16 protein-coding genes are annotated in these 21,664 nt (G+C 71.9%); 11 read left to right on the forward strand and 5 right to left on the reverse strand.

Annotation, left to right across the window (positions count from 1 at the left end; translation table 11 throughout):
* The first annotated feature begins 10 nt into the window (after positions 1 to 10).
* Together ACWED2_RS32375 and ACWED2_RS32380 are read left to right on the forward strand one after the other, a co-directional pair.
* The gene (locus ACWED2_RS32375; protein WP_449694300.1) at positions 11 to 1,681 is read left to right on the forward strand and encodes an ABC transporter substrate-binding protein; all 1,671 of its coding nucleotides are present in this window, start codon (positions 11 to 13) and stop codon (positions 1,679 to 1,681) included.
* Positions 1,678 to 3,321, forward strand: a complete 1,644-nt coding sequence (locus ACWED2_RS32380; protein ID WP_449694301.1) for an ABC transporter ATP-binding protein — start codon at positions 1,678 to 1,680, stop codon at positions 3,319 to 3,321. The genes ACWED2_RS32375 and ACWED2_RS32380 overlap by 4 nt, the downstream gene beginning before the upstream one ends.
* Here ACWED2_RS32380 and ACWED2_RS32385 read toward each other — a convergent pair.
* Both ACWED2_RS32385 and ACWED2_RS32390 read right to left on the reverse strand, forming a co-directional pair.
* Positions 3,318 to 4,589 (reverse strand): LLM class flavin-dependent oxidoreductase, encoded by a 1,272-nt coding sequence (locus tag ACWED2_RS32385; RefSeq protein WP_449694302.1) that lies wholly within the window; start codon positions 4,587 to 4,589, stop codon positions 3,318 to 3,320. The genes ACWED2_RS32380 and ACWED2_RS32385 overlap by 4 nt on opposite strands.
* Positions 4,586 to 5,569, reverse strand: coding sequence for an LLM class flavin-dependent oxidoreductase (locus tag ACWED2_RS32390; RefSeq protein WP_449694303.1), 984 nt, complete (start codon positions 5,567 to 5,569; stop codon positions 4,586 to 4,588). The genes ACWED2_RS32385 and ACWED2_RS32390 overlap by 4 nt, the downstream gene beginning before the upstream one ends.
* 212 nt (positions 5,570 to 5,781) lie before the next feature.
* Between ACWED2_RS32390 and ACWED2_RS32395 the strand changes: the two genes are divergently transcribed.
* The 5 genes from ACWED2_RS32395 to sfnG are packed head-to-tail and all read left to right on the forward strand — an operon-like array spanning position 5,782 to position 11,703.
* The gene (locus ACWED2_RS32395; protein ID WP_449694304.1) at positions 5,782 to 7,392 is read left to right on the forward strand and encodes an ABC transporter substrate-binding protein; all 1,611 of its coding nucleotides are present in this window, start codon (positions 5,782 to 5,784) and stop codon (positions 7,390 to 7,392) included.
* Complete coding sequence (locus ACWED2_RS32400; protein WP_449694331.1) at positions 7,389 to 8,342, forward strand: ABC transporter permease; 954 nt, start codon at positions 7,389 to 7,391, stop codon at positions 8,340 to 8,342. Before ACWED2_RS32395 ends, ACWED2_RS32400 begins: the two co-directional genes overlap by 4 nt.
* Complete coding sequence (locus ACWED2_RS32405; protein ID WP_449694305.1) at positions 8,335 to 9,165, forward strand: ABC transporter permease; 831 nt, start codon at positions 8,335 to 8,337, stop codon at positions 9,163 to 9,165. Before ACWED2_RS32400 ends, ACWED2_RS32405 begins: the two co-directional genes overlap by 8 nt.
* Positions 9,162 to 10,739: a dipeptide ABC transporter ATP-binding protein gene (locus ACWED2_RS32410; RefSeq protein ID WP_449694306.1), complete on the forward strand. Its 1,578-nt coding sequence runs from the start codon at positions 9,162 to 9,164 to the stop codon at positions 10,737 to 10,739. Before ACWED2_RS32405 ends, ACWED2_RS32410 begins: the two co-directional genes overlap by 4 nt.
* A 22-nt stretch (positions 10,740 to 10,761) precedes the next feature.
* Positions 10,762 to 11,703: a dimethylsulfone monooxygenase SfnG gene (gene sfnG / locus ACWED2_RS32415; RefSeq protein ID WP_449694307.1), complete on the forward strand. Its 942-nt coding sequence runs from the start codon at positions 10,762 to 10,764 to the stop codon at positions 11,701 to 11,703.
* A 6-nt stretch (positions 11,704 to 11,709) separates the two neighbouring features.
* Here sfnG and ACWED2_RS32420 read toward each other — a convergent pair whose 3' ends face one another.
* Positions 11,710 to 12,648, reverse strand: coding sequence for a zinc-binding dehydrogenase (locus tag ACWED2_RS32420; protein ID WP_449694308.1), 939 nt, complete (start codon positions 12,646 to 12,648; stop codon positions 11,710 to 11,712).
* A gap of 93 nt (positions 12,649 to 12,741) precedes the next feature.
* Between ACWED2_RS32420 and ACWED2_RS32425 the strand changes: the two genes are divergently transcribed.
* From ACWED2_RS32425 to ACWED2_RS32435, 3 genes are read left to right on the forward strand one after another with little or no spacing between them, the layout of a single operon-like run.
* On the forward strand, positions 12,742 to 13,311 hold the full coding sequence (locus ACWED2_RS32425; protein WP_449694332.1) for a TetR/AcrR family transcriptional regulator: 570 nt from the start codon (positions 12,742 to 12,744) through the stop codon (positions 13,309 to 13,311).
* 55 nt (positions 13,312 to 13,366) lie between these two features.
* On the forward strand, positions 13,367 to 14,104 hold the full coding sequence (locus ACWED2_RS32430; protein WP_449694309.1) for an alpha/beta hydrolase: 738 nt from the start codon (positions 13,367 to 13,369) through the stop codon (positions 14,102 to 14,104).
* Complete coding sequence (locus ACWED2_RS32435; protein ID WP_449694310.1) at positions 14,101 to 14,691, forward strand: TetR/AcrR family transcriptional regulator; 591 nt, start codon at positions 14,101 to 14,103, stop codon at positions 14,689 to 14,691. Before ACWED2_RS32430 ends, ACWED2_RS32435 begins: the two co-directional genes overlap by 4 nt.
* On the opposite strand, the gene ACWED2_RS32440 is transcribed toward ACWED2_RS32435, so the two are convergent.
* On the reverse strand, positions 14,677 to 17,526 hold the full coding sequence (locus ACWED2_RS32440) for a glycosyl hydrolase family 95 catalytic domain-containing protein (RefSeq protein ID WP_449694311.1): 2,850 nt from the start codon (positions 17,524 to 17,526) through the stop codon (positions 14,677 to 14,679). The two genes, ACWED2_RS32435 and ACWED2_RS32440, sit on opposite strands and share 15 nt — an antisense overlap.
* 17 nt (positions 17,527 to 17,543) lie before the next feature.
* The gene (locus ACWED2_RS32445; RefSeq protein WP_449694312.1) at positions 17,544 to 18,905 is read right to left on the reverse strand and encodes an RICIN domain-containing protein; all 1,362 of its coding nucleotides are present in this window, start codon (positions 18,903 to 18,905) and stop codon (positions 17,544 to 17,546) included.
* A 304-nt stretch (positions 18,906 to 19,209) separates the two neighbouring features.
* Between ACWED2_RS32445 and ACWED2_RS32450 the strand changes: the two genes are divergently transcribed.
* On the forward strand, positions 19,210 to 21,546 hold the full coding sequence (locus tag ACWED2_RS32450) for a beta-L-arabinofuranosidase domain-containing protein (RefSeq protein ID WP_449694313.1): 2,337 nt from the start codon (positions 19,210 to 19,212) through the stop codon (positions 21,544 to 21,546).
* Positions 21,547 to 21,664 lie beyond the last annotated feature (118 nt).

A 21,664-nucleotide genomic window follows, 5' to 3' on the forward strand; every position in this document is an offset into this window, starting at 1 on the left:
AGGGGAAACGATGAAACAGCTGCGGCTCGCCGCGGGGGTGCTGGCCGCTGTCACGTTGCTGACGGCGTGCGGCGCCAACGACACACCGGCGGGGCAGGGCGGTACCGTCAAGCCGGGCGGGAACCTCGTCCTGCTCAACGACGCGCCCTCGATCACCTGGGACCCGGCGAAGAGCTCCAACCTGGTCGTCACCACACTGGGGCTGATCCACCGGCGGCTGACGTCGTGGAACGTGGCGCCGGGCAAGGACACCACGATCGTGCCCGACCTGGCCACCGACACCGGACGGCCGAGCGACGGCGGCAAGACGTGGACGTTCACCCTCAAGGACGGCCTGAAGTACGCCGACGGCACGCCGATCAAGAGCGAAGACGTCAAGTGGGGTCTCGAGCGTTCCTTCGCGCCCGCCTTCTCCGGCGGCCTGGCCTACCACAAGGACCTGCTCTCGCCCGGCCTGGCGTACAAGGGCCCGTTCGAGGGCAAGGAACTCGACGCCATCGAGACGCCGGACGCGAAGACGATCGTCTTCCACCTCGCCCGCCCCTACGGCGACTTCAACTGGGTCGCCAGCACCCCGGCGTTCTCGCCGGTGCCGAAGGGCAAGGGCGCCGAGGCGAACTACGGTGACCACCCGGTCGCGTCCGGCCCGTACCAGCTGGCGAGCTACGAGCGCGGCAAGTCGGCGAAGCTGACGCGCAACCCGAACTGGAGCCGCGACGAGGACAAGACGCGGCTCGCCAACCCGGACACCATCGACTTCGAGCTCGGCCAGGACACCGGGGTCATCTCCAAGCGCCTGGTCGACGACACGGGCAAGGACCGCGCCGCCTTCGGCATGTCGTTCGCCTCGCCCGCCCAGCTGGCCCAGATCCAGGGCAGCGCCTCGGCGAAGTCGCGGCTGGTGACGTCGGAGTCCGGGGCGCTGGCCTACCTTTCGCTGAACACCCAGCGCGGGAACCTGACCAACCCGAAGGTGCGCCAGGCCTTCCAGTACGCCGTCGACAAGGCCGCCTACCAGGTCGCCAGCGCGGGCAACGCCCAGCTGGCCGGCGACGTCGCCACCACGCTGATCACGCCGGGGCTGCAGGGCCGTGAGCAGTACGACCTCTACCCGGCGCCGCCGTCCGGCGATGTCGCCAAGGCCAAGCAGCTGCTGGCCGAGGCGGGCTTCCCGAACGGGCTCGACGGCCTGGTCCTGGCCACCCACAACGAACGCGGCTTCCCGGAGAAGGCGGCGGCGATCCAGGCGTCGCTGGCCCGGGCGAACATCAAGGTCACGATCAAGCCGCTCGACGAGGACACCTACACGTCCGAAGTGGACACCAAGGGGCTCTCGGACTTCGACCTGACGCTGACCTCGTGGCAGCCGGACATCCCGTCGGCCAACGCGAACATCCAGCCGTTGTTCCAGTCGACCGAGATCGGCAACGGCGGGTACAACGAGTCCCGCTACAACAACCCGGAGGTCGACAAGCTGATCGCCGAAGCGCAGGCCACGGTGGATCCGGCCGAGGCCGGCAAGAAGTGGGCGGCACTGGACAAGAAGATCCTCGCCGACTCGCCGGTGGTGCCGCTGATCTACACCCGCAACTCGTTCCTGCACGGGTCGCAGGTCGGTGGCGTCGAGATCGGGCGTTTCCCGGCCTACGTCGACTACCGCAAGTTCGGGATCGTCCAGTGAGCGGAGCCGGGCTCCTGCGGCTGCACGACGTCGCGGTCTCGTTCGGGGACGTCGAAGCCGTCCGCGGGGTCGGCTACGAGGTCCGCGCGGGCGAAGTCGTCGCGGTGGTCGGGGAGTCCGGCTCCGGCAAGACGGTCACCGCGATGTCCCTGCTCGGCCTGCTCCCGTCCACGGCTCGCGTCACGGGCCGCGCGGAGCTGGCCGGGCGGGACCTCTACGCGCTGACGCCGGCCGAGCTGCGGGCGGTCCGCGGCGGCGAGGTCGGCATGGTGTTCCAGGAACCGATGAGCGCGCTGAACCCGGTGTTCACCATCGGCGACCAGCTCGTCGAGGCCATCCGGACGCACCAGCCGCTCGCCGCCCCGGCCGCCCGGGACCGGGCGGCCGAGCTGCTCACCCTGGTCGGGCTGCCGGACCCGCGCCGGCGGTTCCGGTCGTACCCGCACGAGCTGTCCGGCGGCCAGCTGCAGCGGGTCGTCATCGCGATGGCGGTGGCGAACGAGCCGAAGCTGCTGATCGCCGACGAGCCGACCACGGCGCTGGACGTCACCGTGCAGGCCGAGATCCTCGAGCTGCTGCGGGACCTCCGCGAGCGGCTGGGGACGGCGATCCTGCTGATCACGCACGACATGGGCGTGGTCGCCGACCTCGCCGACCGGGTGGTCGTGATGCACGACGGCCGGGTGGTCGAGCAGGGCCCGGTCGAGGCGGTCTTCACGGCACCGGCCGAGGACTACACGCGGCAGCTGCTCGGCTCGGTCGTCTCGCTCGGCGGCGCGGTCTCGACGCACCCGGCGCCGTCGATCCCGGACGTCCCCGCCGTGGCGCCGCTGCTGCGCGTGGAGAACCTGTCGGTCACCTACCGCGGCCGGTTCCGCACCCTGTCCGTGCACGCCGCCGCGGGGGTGAACCTGCACGTGGAGCCGGGGGAGGTGCTCGGCCTGGTCGGGGAGTCCGGTTCGGGCAAGAGCACGGTCGCCCGCGCGGTCACGGGTCTGCTGGCGCCTTCGGCCGGGTCGGTGCACATCGGGGAGGTGGACATCGCCCGGGTCCGCGGCCGGGCGGCGAAGGAGCTGCGCCGGCGGATCGGCGTGGTGTTCCAGGACCCGCTGTCGTCGCTGAACCCCCGGACGACGGTGGGCGAGAGCGTCGCGACGCCGTTGCGGCTGCACCGCGCGGTCCGCGGGTCCGAAGTGGACGGCCGGGTCGCCGAGCTGCTGTCCGCGGTCCAGCTGTCGCCGTCGCTGCGTTCGCGGTACCCGCACGAGCTCTCGGGCGGCCAGCGGCAGCGGGCGTGCATCGCGCGCGCCCTGGCGCTGGGCCCGGACCTGCTGGTGGCCGACGAGCCGACGAGCGCGCTCGACGTGACCATCCAGGCCCGCATCCTGGACCTGCTGCGCGAGCTGAGGCAGGAGTTCGGGTTCGCGTGCCTGTTCATCAGCCACGACCTGGCGGTGATCGAGCAGCTGGCGGACCGGGTCGCGGTGATGCACCAGGGGCGGGTGGTGGAGCAGGGGCCGGCCAAGGAGGTCCTGAGGGCCCCGGCCCACCCGTACACGCAACGGCTGCTGTCGGCGGCGCCGGTCGCCGACCCGGAGGCCCAGCGGCGGCGCCGGGAAGCCTGGCGCGCCCTGCGCTAAGGGAGCTCCAGGTGCTCCCGCAGCGTCGTGCCGGTGTACTCCGTCCGGTAGACACCGCGGTCCTGCAGCTCCGGCACCAGCCGCTCGACGATGTCGTCGAGCGCCGCCGGGACCAGATGGGGGCTGATGTTGAAGCCGTCCACCGCGCGGGTGCGGACGTACCGCGCCCATTCGTCCGCGACCTGCCCCGGTGTGCCCACGAAACCGTGCTGACGCGGCTGGACTTCGAGGACCAGCTGGTGGATGGACAGCTTCTTCGCCTCGGCCAGCTCCCGCCACCGCCGGATCCGGTCGAGCTTGCCGGTGCGGTCCTCGACCGGGATCGTCCCGCGGGACGGGTCCAATTCACCCTCGGTGGGCTCGACGTCCGGCAGCGGGCCGTGCGGGTCGTACGCCGACAGGTCCTGGCCCCAGTACTGCTCCAGGAACGCCAGCGCGCGCTGCGGGGTGATCTGGCGGCGCCGCACGTCCTCCGCGCGCTCGGCCGCGTCGGCCGGGGTGTCGCCGAGGACCACCGTGGCTCCCGGCAGGATGCGGACCGCGTCCGCCGGGCGGCCGTGGCGGGCCAGCCGGGCGCGCAGGTCCGCGGCGTAGGCAACAGCCTTGTCGTACGCCGTGTTCGCGGAGAACACGACGTCGGCGTGGCGAGCCGCCAGCTCGCGGCCGCCGGGGGAGTCGCCCGCCTGGAACAGCACCGGGCGGCCCTGCGGGCTGGGTGGCACGGTCGGGGCGGCCCGCAGGTTCACCAGGTCGGTGTGCCGGTCGACCAGCCCGGTACCGGCCCAGAGCGCCAGCGCGGCTTCGACGAACTGCGTGGCCCGGTCGTACCGGCGCTCGTGGGCGAGCCAGCCGCCGCGGCGGAAGTTGGCGCCGGTCCAGGCGTTGTCCGTGGTGACGACGTTCCAGCCCGCCCGGCCGCCGGACAGGTAGTCCAAAGAGGACAGCCGGCGGGCGAGGTCGGCGGGGGAGTGGTACGTCGTGTTCTGGGTGGCGACCAGCCCGATGTGCGTCGTCGCGGCCGCCAGCGCGCTCAGCTGGGTGATCGCATCCGGGCGGCCGGCGATGTCGAGGGCGTGCACGCGGCCGCGGTTTTCCCGCACCCGCAGGCCTTCGCCGAGGAAGAACGCGTCGAACAGGCCGCGCTCGAGCGTCCGCGCCACCGCGACGTACGTCTCGATCGCGGTGTGGTCGGCGTTCGACGGGTCGTCCCACAGGAACTGCGGGCCGACGCCGGGGTAGAACACGCCCAGGTGCAGCCGCGCGGTCATGCCGCACCGCCGGCCGCGAACAGGCTCGCCGGGCGGGCGAGCCCGAGCGACTCGCGCAGGGTGGCGCCCGGCCGCGGCGAGGCGAGCAGGCCTTCGGTGCGCAGGGCCGGCAGCACTTCGCCGGCCAGCACCGGCAGGTCGGTGGCCACGGCGCCCGCGTGCAGCCGGACGCCGTCGACGCTGGTGGCCAGCCAGCCCAGCAGCTCCGTCAGGCCCGGGGCGGACCCGGTGTAGCGCAGCCGGTCGCCCTGTGGCCGCCGCCCGGCCGAAGCGTCGAGCACCACCTCGACCTCGGCGAACACCAGCGGAGTTCCGGTGTCGCGAGCGCGCCGGGCGCGGTTGCGGACGTCGTCGAGGCCGGTGCCGCCCACCAGCACGATGTCCGGCCGCGCGGCCTCGGCCAGCGCGTCGGGGGCGAGCACCACCGGCCGGCCCTGCGGCGGCCGCGGGGTGATCAGCGGGCCCTTGACCGAAAACCGCGTCCCGGTGAAGTCGACGTGGTGGACCTTGGCCGGGTCCAGGTACCGGCCGGTGGCGACGTCTTTGAGCACGGCGTCGTCGTCCCAGGAGTCCCACAGCCGGCGCACGGCTTCGACGACCTCGGCGGTTTCGTGGTGCAGCGCGTCCGGGTCGAGCCGGGAGCCGCCGACGGTCGCCAGCGCCGCGGCCGAACCGTCGGCGCCGGCGACCCAGGCCGCGCGGCCGTGCGAAGCGTGGTCGAGACTCGCCAGCTGCGCGGCCAGGTGGAACGGCTCGGCCGTGGTGACGTTCACGGCCGGGGCCAGCCCGAGCCGGTCGGTCAGCGTGGCGACGTAGGCCGCCCGGGTGGTGGCGTCGAGCCGGGGACCACCGAGCGGCGAATCGTTGAAGGTGGCGAAGGTGAACCCAGCCCGCTCGGCGGTCGTGACGGTGCCCGCCGTCGCGCCGGGGGACAGCTCGCCGTCCAGCTCCACGGCGACGTGCAGGCTGCGAGAAGTCATGGCTCCACAGCTATCCGGCGCGCCGCCGCGGTGCACCTGCGTTCAGGATGTGGACGTTCGAGAGGTGGGCGCAGCACAAAAGCCTTGTCTGTCAAGGGTGTCTCGCCGCGATGCCAGCGACTGGGACGCTGGTTCGCATAGTGGGAAGAGTCCTGGCGCGGGGCTAGCGTCGCGTTCCGAAGAAGCAACCGCTCCCCGCTGGAGGCCGTCCGGTGTCCTCTCTTTCCCGCGCCCGCAACGCCGCGGCCCTGCTCGCCCTGCCCGTGCTGGTGACCGCCTGCTCCACCGCAGGTGGCGAATCCGCGGCCGACGCGGGCCCGCCGAAGCCCGGCGGCACCCTGCGGCTCGGCATCTCGTCCGCGCCCGACTGCCTCGACCCGCAGCAGGTCGCCACGAACGCGTCGATCAACGTCGCCCGCCAGCTGGTCGACTCGCTCACCGACCAGGACCCGAAGACCGGCGAGATCAAGCCCTGGCTGGCCGAAAAATGGGACATCAACGCCGATTCGACGGCGTTCACCTTCCACCTGCGGCCCGGTGCGACGTTCTCCGACGGCAGCCCGGTCGACGCGGCCGCCGTGAAGGCGAGCTTCGACGGCATCAAGGCCCTCGCCACGAAGGCCCAGCTCGGCTACGGCTACCTGGCCACCTACCAGGCTTCGGCCGTCGTCGACCCGCAGACCGTCCGCCTCGAGTTCTCCGCGCCCAGCGCCCAGTTCCTGCAGGCCAGTTCCACCGTCTCGCTCGGCGTCCTCGCGCCGGCGGCGTACCAGAAGACACCCGAACAGCGCTGCCAGGGCACCGGCCTGATCGGCTCCGGGCCGTTCGTGTTCGAAAGCCTGAAGCAGAACCAGGAAATCGTGCTGGCCAAGCGCAAGGGTTACGCCTGGGGCTCGTCGCTGTTCAAGCACCAGGGCGAGGCCTACCTGGACAAGATCGACTACAAGATCGTGCCCGAGCCGGGTGTCCGGACCGGCAGCCTGGCCTCCGGCCAGCTCGACGCGGCCACCGACATCCAGCCGGTCGACGAGCCCCAGTTCAAGGGCAACGGCTTCACCGAGAACATCCGGCCGAACCCCGGGGTGGTCTTCAACCTGCACGCCAACACCACCCGCGGCGTGCTCACCGACGAGAAGGTGCGCCAGGCCGTGCTCAAGGGCGTCGACCGCACCGAGGTCGTCAACACCATCCTCACGCCCAGCTACCAGGCCGCCACCAGCATCCTCGGCTCGGCGACACCACTGGTCAGCGACCTCTCCCAGCAGCTCGCGTACGACCAGAAGGGCGCGGCCGCGCTGCTGGACGGCGACGGCTGGGTGCCCGGCCCGGACGGCATCCGCGTCAAGGACGGGCAGAAGCTGAGCGCGGCGGTGGTCTTCTCCCCGGTGTTCAACCAGAACCGCAGCGTGCTCGAGCTGATCCAGCAGCAGCTCCGCAAGATCGGCTTCGACCTGCGGATCGAGCAGCACACCACGGCCGAGACCACGCAGATCCAGCTGAGCGGGAACTACGACTTCCTCTGGTACAACGTGACCCGCGCCGACCCGGACATCCTGCGCGGCCAGTTCTCGACGAAGGCCGGCAACCGCAGCAAGCTCGCCCCGGGCAACCCGCTGGACGTCGCCCTCGACGCCCAGTCGTCCACTGTGGACCTGGCCGAGCGCAAGCCGCCGGCCGACGAAGCCCAGCGGCTCATCGTCGACCACGCCTACGCCGTCCCGGTGTTCGAGCTGACCCAGGTGGTCGCGCTCGCCTCGAAGGCGCACGCCGTCGACTTCGAGGCGTCGTCGCGGCTGCAGCTCTTCGACGCGTGGCTCTCGTGAGGCGCTACCTCCTCCGCCGCGTCGGGCAGGCGGTGTTCGTGCTCTGGGCGGCGTTCACGCTGTCGTTCCTGATCCTCTACCTGCTGCCGGGCGACGCCGTTTCGGCGAAGCTCGCCACCGGTGAGGCGGGCTCGTCGGCGACGCCCGAGCAGCTCGCCGCCGCCCGCGCGGAGTACGGCCTCGACTCGCCGCTGCCGGTCCAGTACCTGAAACGGCTGGTCTCCGCCCTGCACGGCGACTTCGGGCGCAGCATCGCCACCGGCGACGACGCGACGCACATGGTGGTCACGGCGCTGCCGCCGACGCTCGCCGTGACCGGGCTGGCGCTGGTCTTCGCGGTGCTGTTCGGCGGCGGGGCGGCGTTCCTCGGCACGTTCACGCAGCTGCGCTGGCTGCGGCAGGCCCTGCTGTCCCTGCCGTCGCTGGCCATCTCGCTGCCGCCGTTCTGGGTCGGGCTGCTGCTGATCCAGTTCTTCTCCTTCCGGCTGCGGCTGCTGCCCGCGCTGGGCACCCAGGGCTTCGAGACGATCATCCTGCCCGCGATCACGCTGGCCCTGCCGACCGGCGCGATCATCGGGCAGGTGCTGGCGAAGAGCCTGGCCACGCAGCAGGAGCAACCGTACGCGGAGATCGCCGCGGCCAAGGGCGCGAGCCGCTGGCGCGTCCACTTCGGACACCTGCTGCGCAACGCGGCGGTCCCGGCGCTGACCATCGCCGGCGTGGTGGCGGGCAACCTGGTCGCGGGTTCGGTGATCACCGAGACGGTGTTCTCCCGCGACGGCGTCGGCCGGATCACCGCGGCCGCCGTCACCGCGCAGGACGTCCCCGTGGTGCAGGCGGTGATCGTGCTGGCCGCGCTGGTGTTCGTCGTGCTCAACCTGGTCGTCGACCTGCTCTACCCGCTGCTCGACCCGCGCATCGCCCGGACGCCGGAGGTGTCCCGTGGTTGACCTCGTCCCACCGAAGCGCCGCTTTCGCGTGAAAGCGGCGCCCGGGCTGGTGCTCGCCATCGCGGTGCTCGCGTTCGTGCTGCTCGCCGCCTTCGCACCGGCGCTGCTGACCGGGTACGACCCGATCACCGGCATCCCGAAGGAACGGCTCCAGGGCCCGTCGCCGCAGCACCTGTTCGGCACCGACGAGACCGGCCGCGACGTCTACGCCCGGGTGATCCATGGCGCGGCGCTCTCGCTGCGGGCCACCGCCATCGCCGTGCTCGTCGCGCTGGTGGCCGGGTCGGCGCTCGGCCTGCTCGCCGGGTCCCGCGGCGGCTGGGCGGACACCGTGGTCATGCGGATCGTCGACGTCTTCCTGGCCGTCCCGGCGATCCTGCTGTCGCTGGCCCTGGTCACCGCGCTGGGCTTCGGCACGACGAACGTCGCGATCGCCGTCGGCATCGCGAACCTCGCGTCCTTCGCGCGGGTCATGCGCGCGGAGGTGCTGCGCGTGCGCAACGGCGTGTTCGTCGAAGCCGCGCGCGCCGCGGGAGTGCGCTGGTCCGGCGTCCTGCTCCGGCACGTGCTGCCCAACGCGGCGGGCCCGGTGCTCGCGCTGGCGACGCTCACCCTCGGCACCGCCGTGCTCGAGGTGTCCGCGCTGAGCTTCCTCGGCTTCGGTGCGACCCCGCCCACCCCGGAGTGGGGCGCGCTCGTCGCGGGCGGGCGCAGTTTCCTGGCCACCGCCTGGTGGATGACGACGTTCCCGGGACTGACCGTGGCGGCGGTGGTCCTCGCCGCGAACCGGCTGTCCCGGGCGCTGGACGGAGGCGACCGATGACCCTGCTGCGCATCTCGGACCTGGCCGTGTCCTACCGGGGAGTCCCGGCCGTGCGGGCCGTCGGCCTCGACGTCGGGGCCGGTGAAGTGGTCGCCGTCGTCGGCGAATCGGGCTCGGGCAAGTCGACGACCGCGCACGCGGCGATCGGGCTCCTCCCGCGCGGCGGCCGCGTCGACGGCGGCTCGATCACCTTCGCCGGCCGGGACCTCCTGTCCCTGTCCGGCAAGCAGTGGCGCGGGGTCCGCGGGCGCGAGATCGCGCTGGTGCCGCAGGACCCGGCGGTGTCGCTGAACCCCGTGCAGCGGATCGGCGACCAGGTCGCGGAGGTGCTCAAGATCCACCGCCTCGCGGACCGGCGGTCGGCGCCGGTGCAGGCGATCGAGCTGCTCGAACGCGCCGGCGTGCCCCAGCCGGAGCTGCGGGCGCGGCAGTACCCGCACCAGCTGTCCGGCGGCCTGCGGCAGCGCGTGCTGATCGCGGCGGCGCTGGCCGGGCGGCCGAAGCTGATCATCGCGGACGAGCCGACGTCGGCGCTGGACGTCACGGTCCAGCGCCGGATCCTCGACCACCTGACCTCCTTGGCCGCGGAATCGGGCACGGCGATCCTGCTGATCACGCACGACCTCGGCGTCGCGGCCGACCGCGCGTCCCGGATCGTGGTGCTGTCGGAGGGTTCGGTCGTCGAAGAGGGACCGTCGGTGGTCACCGCGCCGGCACACCCCTACACGCAGCAGCTGATCGCGGCGGCGCCCAGCCTGTCGAGCGCCCTGCGGCCGCCCGCGCCGCCCGCCGAGCCGCTGGTTTCGGTGCGGGGCCTCGCGAAGACGTTCGACGGCGGGATCCGCGCGGTGGACGGCGTTTCGTTCGACATCCCGCGCGGTCAGACCCTGGCCCTGGTGGGCGAGTCGGGTTCGGGCAAGTCCACGACGGCCCGCATGGTGCTCCGGCTGGAGCCGCCGACGGCGGGCTCGATCGCGTTCGACGGCCGGGACATCACCGGCCTGGGTGGCGACGAGCTGCGGCGGCTCCGGCGGCGGATGCAGATCGTGTACCAGAACCCGTACGCGTCGCTGAACCCGAAGTTCTCCATCGAGGACGTGGTCGCCGAGCCGTTGCGGGCGTTCGGGCTGCCGGACCGCCGGGCGCGCGTGGCCGAGCTGCTGGAGCAGGTGGCCTTGCCGGCGTCGGTGGCGCGCCGGAAGCCGGCGGAGCTCTCCGGCGGCCAGCGGCAGCGGGTGGCGATCGCGCGGGCCCTGGCGCTGAAGCCGGACCTGGTGGTGTGCGACGAACCGGTGTCGGCGCTGGACGTCTCGGTGCAGGCCCAGATCCTGCGCCTGCTGGCGGAGCTGCAGTCGTCGCTGGGGTTGTCGTACCTGTTCATCTCGCACGACCTGGCGGTGGTCCGGCAACTCGCCGACCACGTCGGTGTCATGCGCGCGGGCGCGCTGGTGGAGCTGGGCCCGGCGGCCCGCGTCCTGGCGGAACCGGAGTCGGAGTACACGAAGGAGCTGCTGGCCGCGATTCCCGGCCGCCGGGCGGTTTCCCATTCCGTGGATGCTTTTGCCGAGCCCTGAGGCCATGCCCCATTCTCCGGTCATGACCCAGCTCAACGAACCACTGAAATTCGCCTATTGGGTGCCGAACGTCAGCGGCGGGCTCGTCACCAGTGATATCGAGCAGCGCACGGATTGGGGGTACGAATACAACCGGGATCTCGCGGTCATCGCCGAGAACAACGGGTTCGAATACGCGCTCACGCAGGTGCGCTACACCGCCGGCTACGGCGCCGCCTACCAACACGAATCGACCGGGTTCAGCCTCGCGCTCCTGCTGGCGACGCAGCGGCTGAAGGTGATCGCGGCCGTGCACCCCGGCCTGTGGCAGCCGGGCGTGCTGGCCAAGTTCATCGCCAGTGCGGACGTCCTGTCCGGTGGCCGGGCCGCGGTGAACGTGGTCAGCGGCTGGTTCAAGGACGAGTTCACCGGGCTCGGCGAACCCTGGCTGGAGCACGACGAGCGCTACCGCCGGTCCGAAGAGTTCATCCGGGTGCTCAAGGAACTGTGGACGAACGACCACGCCGAGTTCGCCGGCGACTTCTACCGGATCCACGACTTCGACATCAAGCCCAAGCCCCTTTCCGGGGACGGCCGTCCGCATCCCGAGATCTTCCAGGGCGGAAACTCCACGGCCGCCCGCAAGCTGGCCGGCCGCGTTTCGGACTGGTACTTCAGCAACGGCAAGGATTACGACGGGTTCAGCGAGCAGGTGGCCGAAGTGCGGGGCTACGCGGCGGAAAACTCCCACGCCGTCAAATTCGGCCTGAACGGTTTCGTGATCGCCCGCGGCACCCCGGAGCAGATCGCCGAGCGCGCCGTCGAGTACAAGCGCCGCGGCGCGAGCCTGCTGCTGCTCGGGTTCCTGCACTTCCAGGAGGACGTCGAGTACTTCGGCAAGCACGTGCTGCCGATCATCCGGGAACTGGAAAAGGACCTCGACCACAGCGCCGCGACGCCCGAACCCGCGGGGAGCCGGGCCTGAGCCGCTTCAGGACGGGACGAGCGCGATCCGGCCGAACACCGCACCGGCGTCGAACTGCCGGTGCGCGAGTGAGGCGTGCGCCAACGGCAGCACGTCGTGGACAACGGCGTCCAGCTCGCCGCGGCCCACGGCGGCCAGCAGGCCGGCGGCCACCGTGCGCCGGTCCTCCGTGGCCACGGTGTCGGCGCTGAACGTCGCGAACGACAGCGACTTCCGGAACGCCGCGAACAGCTCGGCGACCAGCCGGGCCGGCGGCGGGCCCGCGACGATGCCCACCGTCACCACCCGCCCGCCGGGGTTGAGCCCGGCGAAGAGCGAGGGCAGTTCCTCCCCGGCGACGATGTCGAAGACGACGTCGTGGCCGGCGGCGCCCTCGCCGGTGCGGTCCAGCACCCGGGTGGCGCCCAGTGCGCGCAGGCGGGCGCCGCGCTCGGCCGACGAGGTCGTGACCGCGACCGCGCCGGTGCGGGCCGCGAGCTGAACCGCCATCACCCCGATCCCGCCGGCCGCGCCGCGGACCAGCACCGATTCGCCGGGCGCGAAGTGGGCGTGCCGGAGGCCGAAGTGGGCGACCACGCCGGAGCCCGCGACGGTCACCGCGTCGACCGGCGACACGTCCGGCGGCAGCGGCACCAGCGTCGCGGCGGGGGCGAGCACCTGTTCGGCGTAGCCGCCGCCCCCGTCGGTGGGGGCCCAGACGCGCGCGCCTGCCCACGACTCGTCGACGTCCGCGCCCAGCGCGGTGACGACCCCGGCGACCTCGCCGCCGAGGACGTGACCGGCTTCGAAGCCGTACGCGGCGAGCGCGCCGCGGCGGATCAGCACGTCGACGCCGCCGACGCCGATCGCTTCGGGGGTGATCACCACCTCCCCCGGGGCCGGACGCGGGTCGGGCAGGTCCACGACCGCCAGGCCGCCGGGATCGCCGAAACGCTGTACCGCCACTGCTTTCACTGTCATCTCCTTGAGTTCGAGGCGGCCGCGAACGTAACGGACGCACCCGTCCGGTTCGGCTAAAGTGAGACGGTGTCCGCTTCTTTGCCTCGGATCCGGCGTTCGGACGCCCGTGACAACCGCGAGCGCCTCCTCGAGGCGGCCCGGGCCGTGTTCGCGGCCGAAGGCCTGGCCGCGCCGATGCGGGAGATCGCCCGGCACGCCGGCGTCGGCCCGGCGACGCTGTACCGCCACTTCCCGACCAGGGAGCAGCTGTTCGCCGAGGCGTTCGCGGAACGCCTGCGTGCTTGCTACGCCGTGGTCGACGACGGTCTGGCCGACGCCGATCCCTGGCGTGGCCTGCGCACGGTGATCGAGCGGCTCGGCGAGCTCTACGCCCGCGACCGGGCGATGACCGCGGCGCTCATGGCGGCGTTCCCCGGCGCACTGGACTTCACCGCCGACCGCGAACGCGCGCTGAAATCGCTCGCCGAGCTGGTGCGCCGGGCCAAGGACGCGGGCCGGGTGCGGCCCGACACGAATCTGGACGACATCGTTCTCGTCCTGATGGCCGCCGGCGGCATCCAGGCGGCCACGCCGGCGGCCCGGATGGCCGCGGTGCGGCGGTTCACCACGATCGCGATCAACGGGCTCCGGGCGGCCCCGCGCGACTAAGTGGGACACTGTCCCGTATCGTAACCGGGACAACGTCCCACTTAAGGAGCTCTTCATGGCGATCACCTACGTGCTGGTCCACGGCGCCTGGCACACCGGACAGGCCTGGGCGCGGGTCGTGCCGCGGCTGGCCGCGAGCGGGCGGCCGGTGTTCACCCCGACGCTCACCGGCTACGGCGAGACGCGGCACCTGCTCACCCCGGACGTGGGGCTTCGCACGCACACCGCCGACGTCGTCCGGCTGCTGGTCGAGGCGGACCTGCACGACGTCGTCCTGGTCGGGCACAGCTACGCGGGCCTGGTGATCTCCGCGGTGGCCAACGAGGTGCCCGAGCGGATCGCGCGGCTGGTGTACCTCGACGCGATGGTGCCTGTGGACGGGGAAAACGGGCTCGACGTCATGCCGATCACCCGCAGCATGCTCGGCACCGGCTGGCGGGTGCCGCCGCTGCCCGAGCTGCCCGCGCCGCACGGCCTGTTCGGGGTGACCGAGCCCGGCGACGTCGCGTGGCTGCGGACCCTGCTCTCCGACCAGTCGCTGCGCTGCCTCGAAGAACCGGTCGTCCTCGACAACCCGGCCGCCGCCGCCATCCCGCGGACGCACATCCACTGCACGGTGAAGCCGGAGGGGTTCGACCGGCGTCCGGTACCGCCGGTGCAGCCGAACGGCGAGCCCGCGGACGTGCGCGAGCTGGCCGCCGGGCACGACTGCATGATCACCGCGCCGGCGGAGCTGGCCGGGCTGCTGCTGGACGTCGGCGAGCCGGTGGGGGCCGGTAGCATGCGGTCGTGAGCGAATCCCGGACGGCGGCAGGAAAACCGCCGCAGCGCGCCGACGCGCGGCGCAACGCCGGGAACGTGCTCGAGGCCGCCGCCGCGGTGTTCGTGACGTCCGGCGTCGAAGCGCCGATCCGGGAGATCGCCGCCCGGGCCGGGGTGGGCACGGCGACCATCTACCGCCACTACCCGACCCGGGCCGACCTGATCCTCGCGGTGTACCGGCTGCAGGTCGAAGCCCTGGCCGAAGCCGGTCCCGCCCTGCTCGCGGAGAAACCGGGGCCGCACCAGGCCCTCGTCGAATGGATCGACCGGTTCGTCGACTTCGTCATCACCAAGCAGGGGCTGGCGTCGGTGCTGCAGTCCGACGAAGCCTGCTACGACCCGCTGCACGCCTACTTCCTCGAACGCCTCGGGCCGGTGTGCACGCAGCTGCTCGACGCGGCCGCGGCGGCCGGCGAGATCGTCCCCGGCCAGGACGCGTACGAGCTGATGCGCGGCGTCGGCAGCCTCTGCGCCGGCGCCGGGACGGCGGCGCACTACGACGCCCGGCACCTGGTGCGGCTGCTGGTCAACGGCCTGCGCCGGTCAGACGCGCTGTAGCAGGAACCGCTGGTTGGCGCCGCTGCCGGCGGCGTACTGGGAAATCCGGGCCCCGTCGGCGGTCGAGGCGCCCCACACGTCCATCGCGAGGCCGCTGGCCCGGTTGACCAGGCTCACCACTCCGCCGCCCTGGTCGGTGACGCGCCACTGCTGCGTCGTCGCGCCGGTGTCCGGCTGCTGCGTGATGTCCGCGCCCGAAGCCGAGCTCGCGACCTGCAGCACCAGCCCGCTGTGCCGCGCCCGGACGCGGTGGTAACCGCCGTCCGAGGCGAGGAAGTCGAACTGCTGGTTGAGGCCGCTGCCGGCCTGCCACTGGATCAGCGCGGCCCCCGCCGCGGTCGAGCCGCCGTTGATGTCGGCCGCCTTGCCGCTGTGCTGGGCGACGAGCCGGTAGTTCACCCCGGGTTCCACCACCGGCGGCGGCCCGCCGAGGGAAGTGACCTGGTAGGTGTGCCCCGCCTGGCCGGTGAAGCGGACCAGATCGGTTTCGACGGACGTCGGCTGGACCTTGGCGCCGCTGGTGGTGTCCAGCACCTCGTAGGTGGTGGTGAACAGCCTGCTGCGGACCTTGACCTCGCCGTCGCGGTCCGGCGTGATGGTGAGCTGCGTCGCCGCGCCGCCGCTCCAGGCCGCGCCGACGGTGTAGCCGCCGCGGCCGCGCAGGCCCGTGACGCTGCCGGCCGGCCAGGCGGGCGGCAGCGCGGGCAGGACGTGCAGCTCGCCGTTGTGGCTGTGCAGCAGCAGTTCCGCGATGCCGGACGTCGCGCCGAAGTTGCCGTCGATCTGGAACGGCGGGTGCAGGTCGAACATGTTGGGCGCCAAACGGTCCGTCCGCACCAGGAGCCGGAGCAGGTCGTGCGCCTTGGCACCCTCCTCCATCCGCGCCCAGTAGTTGATCTTCCACGCCAGCGACCATCCGGTGCCGTCGTCCCCGCGCAGCTGGAGGGTCTTTCGGGCGGCGGTGAACAGCGTGGGGGTGCCGCGCTTGGTGATCTGGTTGCTGGGGTAGAGGCCGTAGAGGTGCGAGATGTGCCGGTGGTTCTGCTCGGTCTCCACCCAGTCGTAGAGCCATTCCTGGATGTTGCCGCGCGAGCCGACCTTCATCGGCGCCAGCCGCTGCCGGGCCGCCTTGACCTGGTCGGCGAACGCGGCGTCCACGCCGAGCACCTGGCACGCGCCCGCGCAGCCGTCGAACAGGTCGCGCAGGATCTGCATGTCCATCGTCGGTCCCGCGCACACGGACGCGTTCGCGTGGTGGTTCAGCTCCGGGGAGTTCGCCGGGTTGGTGACCAGGTAGCCGAGCGAGGGTTCGGTCACCAGCGTGTCGAGGAAGAACTGGGCCGCGCCCTTCAGCAGCGGGTACCGGGCGCGCAGGAACTCGACGTCGCCGGTGAACCGGTAGTGGTCCCAGATCATCGAGGCGAGCCAGGCGCCGCCGGTCTGCCACATGCCGGCCTGCGCGAAGTCCACAATGGAGGATCCGCGCCAGCCGTCGGTGTTGTGGTGGGTGACCCAGCCGCGGGCGCCGTACTCGACCTGCGCGGTGCGGGCGCCGGTGACCGCGAGGTCGGAGATCATGGCGAACACCGGTTCGTAGCACTCCGCGAGGTTGGTGACGTCGGCCGGCCAGTAGTTCATCGGCAGGTTCGCGTTGAGCGTGTACTTCGACTCCCACGACGGGTTCAGGCTGTCGTTCCAGATGCCCTGCAGGTTGGCCGGCTGGGTGCCCGGCCGGGACGAGGAGATCAGCAGGTAGCGGCCGAACTGGAAGAGCAGGGCGGCGAACTGCGGGTCGTTGACGCTGTTGTGCTGGGCGATCCGGACGTCGGTCGGCTGGTCGGCCGCGGCGGTGCGGCCGAGGTCGAGGGTGGTGCGCGCGAACAGCTTCTGGTAGTCCGCCACGTGCCGGCTGCGCAGGGAATCGTAGGAGAGGGCTTGGGCGGCGGCCAGCCTCGACCGCGCGATGCCCTGGTAGTCCCCGTTCACCGTGCGGTAGTCGACGTAACTCGTGCCGACCGAGATCAGCAGCGTCACGGCGTTGGCGCCGGACACCCGCAGCGTGCCGCCGGAACTGCTGGTGCTCCCGCCCTCGGCGGCGGCGCCGACCAGGCCGAGGAACCGGACCGAACCGGCGATGCCCCGGCTGTCGGAAGAAACCCCGTCCAGTGCGATCGTGGTGCCGTTCGGGCTGGACGTCGTCGCCCGCTGCGGGGTGCCCAGCGACGCGGAGAACGTGACCGAGCCCGGCGTCTCGGCCGTCAGCCGCACGACGATCACCTGGTCCACGGCGCTGGCGAACACCTCGCGCCGGTACCGCACGTTGTTCGCGACGTAGGTGACGACCGTCGTGGCGGTGGTCAGGTCGAGCCACCGCTGGTACGAGGAGACCCCGCTGTTGCCGGGCAGCGCGAGGCTGAGGGTCCCGACGGGCTGGTACGGCTGCTGCGCGGCCGGGCTGCCGAGCATCTTCTGGTCGATCAGGGACTGCGCCTGCGTCCACTGGTTCGAGAACACCAGCTGCCGGATCTGGGCGAGGGCCCCCGCGCCCTGGGTGTTGCTGTAGTCGTGGGGACCGCCCGCCCAGACGGTGTCCTCGTTGAGCTGCAGGCGTTCGGTGTCGGTGTTGCCGAACACCATGGCACCCAGCCTGCCGTTGCCGATCGGCAGCGCGCGCAGCCATTCGGTGCCGGCCTGCTTGTCGTACCACAGCGCCAGGTCGTTCACCGCCCGGACGTCCGCGGGCGCGGCCGACCCGGCCCGGGCGGTCGCCGTCCACGCGAGGGGCACCAGTGCGGCGCCCAGCCGGATCGCCTGCCTCCGGGTCAGGTCGGGCATCGTCGTCCTCCGCTTTCTCAGGCGCGCTGGAGCTGGAACCGCTGGTTGGCGCCACCGGAGGCGGCGTACTGCGAAATCCGGGCCCCGTCGGCGGTCGAGGCGCCCCAGACGTCCATGGCCAGGCCACTGGCCCGGTTGACCAGGGTGATCGCGCCGCCGCCGGAGTCGGTGACCTTCCACTGCTGGGTCGCCGCGTCGGTGTCGGGCTGCTGGGTGATGTCCGCGCCGGAGGCCGAACTCGCGACCTGCAGCACGAGGCCGCTGTGGCGGGCGCGGACGCGGTAGTAGCCGTCGGCGGAGGCCAGGAAGTCGAACTGCTGGTTGGCCGCGGTGTGCGAGGTCCACTGGATCAGGGCGGCGCCCGCCGCGGTGGACGCGCCGTTGATGTCCGCCGACTTGCCGCTGTGCGCGGCGACCAGGGAGTAGTTCACGCCGACCTGCACCGGCGAGGTGGGCGGGTTCGGGTCGGTGCCGCCGCCGAACTGGCTGAAGAACTTCCAGATCTCGGGCTTCGTCCAGCTCCGCGCGCCGCTTTCGCAGCCGGTGCAGCCGTCCACCGGGCCCTGCTGGTGGCCGCCGTCGAACGGGGCCCAGACCACCGGGTAGCCGGTCCGGCAGCCCGAGTACGTGGTCAGGTAGTGGGTTTTGCTGCCCGCAGCGGGTTCGGGGGCGTTCTGGGGGGTGCAGCCGTTGTTCCGGACGAAGGTGTCCCGCAGTCCGCGGCCGGCGCCGATGTTGTCCGAAACCCCGTGGATCCCCAGGTAGGCGATGGGCTGCGTGCCCCCGCTGCACCCGCTGATCGCGCCGGGAGCGGCGATCGCGGCGACCGCGCGGAAGACGTTCGCCCGGGCGCACGCCAGGGCGTAGCTCATCGCGCCGCCGTAGCTGAAGCCCACGGAGAACAGCTGCGTCGTGTCGACGCAGAGGTCGTTCTCGATCAGCCGGACCATGTCGTCGGTGAAGGTGACGTCCTCGCCGCCGGAATTGCCCCAGCCGTTGTTGAGACCCTGCGGTGCCACGAAGATCGTGGAGTTGCCCGACTGCGACTGCATGCCGTAGTAGGCCCACGCGTAGCCGTCGCTGCCGCCCGAGGCGACCTGCTCGGCGGTGCCGCCCAGCCAGTGGAAGCCGAAGGCCAGCCGGTGCGGGGTGCTGTTGTCGTAGGTGTCCGGGATCTTCAGGATGAAGCTGCGGCTCTTGCCGTTGCTCTGTATCGTGCGTTTCCCGCTGGTGAGCGTGGGGTTCTTGCCGCAGCCGGCACTCGGCGTGCCGGCCAGTGGTGTGGTGGACGCGGCGGCGCCCGGGGGAGTGGCGGTCACGGACAGCACGAGCAATGCGGCGGTCACGAGGATCCGGAACGGTGATCCGAGCCTGGGCATGCGGAACCCTTTCGGGCGACGGGAAATCTCGGCCCTCGGCGCGGGACGCCTGCTCAAGGGTGTTCCGGTTGTAGCACGGTTTTCGAATGGCCGTCCAGCCGGAAATGAAAGTTTCAGTTCTGTTGTCGACGCGGTAAATGTTTCCGTGAAAATACCGTGAAATCGTTTCTCGAGGCCGCGTGGAGCGGGCCGGCCGGGTCCGGTCGCCCGCTCGTCACGGGGGTCGTGACAAGACGGTTTGTTAGCGCTAACATGCTCGCCGGGCCCACCCCCCTGTCCGCTCAACGACGAACGGAGCACCCCGGTGACCTCCTCCTTCAGCCGCCGGCGGCTGCTACAAGCCGCCGGCGCCACCGCCATCGCCTCCGCGGCCGGATCGGCCGTCGGCTGGGCACCCGCCGCGTCGGCGGCCACCACCGCGGCCGTCGGGCCCGTCCGCCCGGACGCCGGGGTGTCCGCCTTCCCGTTCGAGCTCGGCCAGGTGCGGCTGACCGCGAGCCGGTGGCTGGACAACCAGAACCGGACCCAGAACTACCTGCGGTTCGTCGACGTCAACCGGCTGCTGTACGTCTTCCGCGCCAACCACCGGCTCTCCACCGGCGGCGCGGCCACCAACGGCGGCTGGGACGCACCGGACTTCCCCTTCCGCAGCCACGTCCAGGGCCACTTCCTGACCGCGTGGGCCCAGCTGTGGGCCGTCGCCGGCGACACCTCGTGCCGCGACAAGGCCACCACCATGGTGGCCGAACTCGCCAAGTGCCAGGCCAACAACGGCGCCGCCGGGTTCTCCGCCGGCTACCTGTCCGGCTTCCCCGAGTCGGACTTCGACAACCTCGAGGCCGGACGGCTGACGAACGGCAACGTCCCGTACTACTGCATCCACAAGACCATGGCCGGCCTCCTCGACGTCTGGCGGTACGTCGGCAGCACCCAGGCCCGCGACGTCCTGCTGAACCTGGCCGGCTGGGTCGACCGGCGGACCGCCCGGCTCAGCACCGCGCAGATGCAGTCGGTGCTGGGCACCGAGTTCGGCGGCATGAACGACGTCCTGGCCGACCTCTACCAGTACACCGGCGACGCCCGGTGGCTGACCGCCGCGCAGCGGTTCGACCACGCCGCCGTGTTCGACCCCCTCGCCGCCAACCGCGACCAGCTCAACGGCCTGCACGCCAACACCCAGGTCCCCAAGTGGATCGGCGCCGCCCGCGAGTACAAGGCGACGGGCACCACCCGCTACCGCGACATCGCCACCAACGCCTGGAACATCACCGTCGGCGCCCACACCTACGCCATCGGCGGCAACAGCCAGGCCGAACACTTCCGCGCGCCCAACGCGATCGCGTCGTACCTGAACCAGGACACGTGCGAGAGCTGCAACACCTACAACATGCTGAAGCTGACCCGCGAGCTGTTCGCGCTGTACCCGGACCGCGCCGACCTGGCCGACTACTACGAACGAGCCCTGCTCAACCAGATGATCGGCCAGCAGAACCCGGCCGACAGCCACGGCCACATCACCTACTTCAGCTCGCTCAACCCGGGCGGCCGCCGCGGCCTCGGCCCGGCGTGGGGCGGCGGCACGTGGAGCACCGACTACAACTCGTTCTGGTGCTGCCAGGGCACCGGGCTGGAGACCCAGACGAAGCTGGCGGACTCGATCTACTTCTTCAGTGACACGACGCTGATCGTGAACCTGTTCCTGCCCTCGGTGCTCACCTGGACCCAGCGCGGCATCACGGTCACCCAGACCACGTCCTACCCGGCGAGCGACACCAGCACGCTGACGGTGACCGGCAGCGTGAGCGGCACCTGGGCGATGCGCATCCGCATCCCCGCCTGGACGAGCGGGGCGACCATCAGCGTCAACGGCGTCGCCCAGAACATCACGGCGACCCCCGGCAGCTACGCGACCCTGTCGAGGTCCTGGACCTCCGGCGACACCGTCACCGTCCGGCTGCCGATGAAGGTCGCCCTGAAGGCGGCCAACGACAACGCGAACGTCTCGGCGGTCACCTACGGCCCGGTCGTCCTGGCCGGCAACTACGGCAGCAGCACGCTCGGCGCGTTGCCGTCGTTGAACCCCGCTTCGGTCACCCGGACCAGCAGCAGCGCGCTGACCTTCAGCGCCACCGCGAACGGCGCCGCGGTCAACCTGGTGCCGTTCCACGACGCCCAGGGCTTCAACTACACCGTCTACTGGAACACCGGTGGCGCCGGTGCGACGACCTACCGGCTGGTCAACGCGGGCAGCGGGCTGCTGCTGGGGATCGAGAACATGTCCACCGCCGACGGCGGCCGCGCGCTGCAGTGGTCGGACAACGGCACCGCCGACCACAACTGGGAGCTGATCACCGACGGCAGCGCCGTCCGGTTCCGCAACGCCAACAGCGGCAAGGTACTGGGCGTCCTGGACATGTCGACGGCGGACGGCGCCCGTGTCCTGCAGTGGTCGGACAACGGCACCGCCGACCATCGGTGGACCCTCGTGGACCAAGGCGACGGGACGTCGAAGATCCGCAACGTCAACAGCGGCAAGCTGCTGACGATCGAGAACGGCTCCACCGCGGCCGGCGCGTACGCACTGCAGGGCTCGGACAACGGTGCCGCGGCCAACCGGTGGCGGCTCGTGCGCAACGGCTGATCACCGCCTCGGGCTCCGGTCCGTTTTTGTCGGTGGTCACCGATACGCTGGAACCGGGGGCGCCCCCGCGGGTCAGGTCGGGTTCAGCTCCGGTTCGGTCGGCGTCGTGATGCGGCGC

The sequence above is a fragment of the Amycolatopsis sp. NPDC005003 genome, from assembly GCF_053600695.1.

Bases quoted from the DNA above. Each gene is read 5' to 3' on its own strand.
- ACWED2_RS32410 (WP_449694306.1), top strand. From the start codon at position 9,162: ATGACCCTGCTGCGCATCTCGGACCTGGCCGTGTCCTACCGGGGAGTC.
- ACWED2_RS32385 (WP_449694302.1), bottom strand. From the start codon at position 4,589: ATGACCGCGCGGCTGCACCTGGGCGTGTTCTACCCCGGCGTCGGCCCG.
- ACWED2_RS32440 (WP_449694311.1), bottom strand. From the start codon at position 17,526: ATGCCCGACCTGACCCGGAGGCAGGCGATCCGGCTGGGCGCCGCACTG.
- sfnG (WP_449694307.1), top strand. From the start codon at position 10,762: ATGACCCAGCTCAACGAACCACTGAAATTCGCCTATTGGGTGCCGAAC.
- ACWED2_RS32375 (WP_449694300.1), top strand. From the start codon at position 11: ATGAAACAGCTGCGGCTCGCCGCGGGGGTGCTGGCCGCTGTCACGTTG.
- ACWED2_RS32390 (WP_449694303.1), bottom strand. From the start codon at position 5,569: ATGACTTCTCGCAGCCTGCACGTCGCCGTGGAGCTGGACGGCGAGCTG.
- ACWED2_RS32430 (WP_449694309.1), top strand. From the start codon at position 13,367: ATGGCGATCACCTACGTGCTGGTCCACGGCGCCTGGCACACCGGACAG.
- ACWED2_RS32445 (WP_449694312.1), bottom strand. From the start codon at position 18,905: ATGCCCAGGCTCGGATCACCGTTCCGGATCCTCGTGACCGCCGCATTG.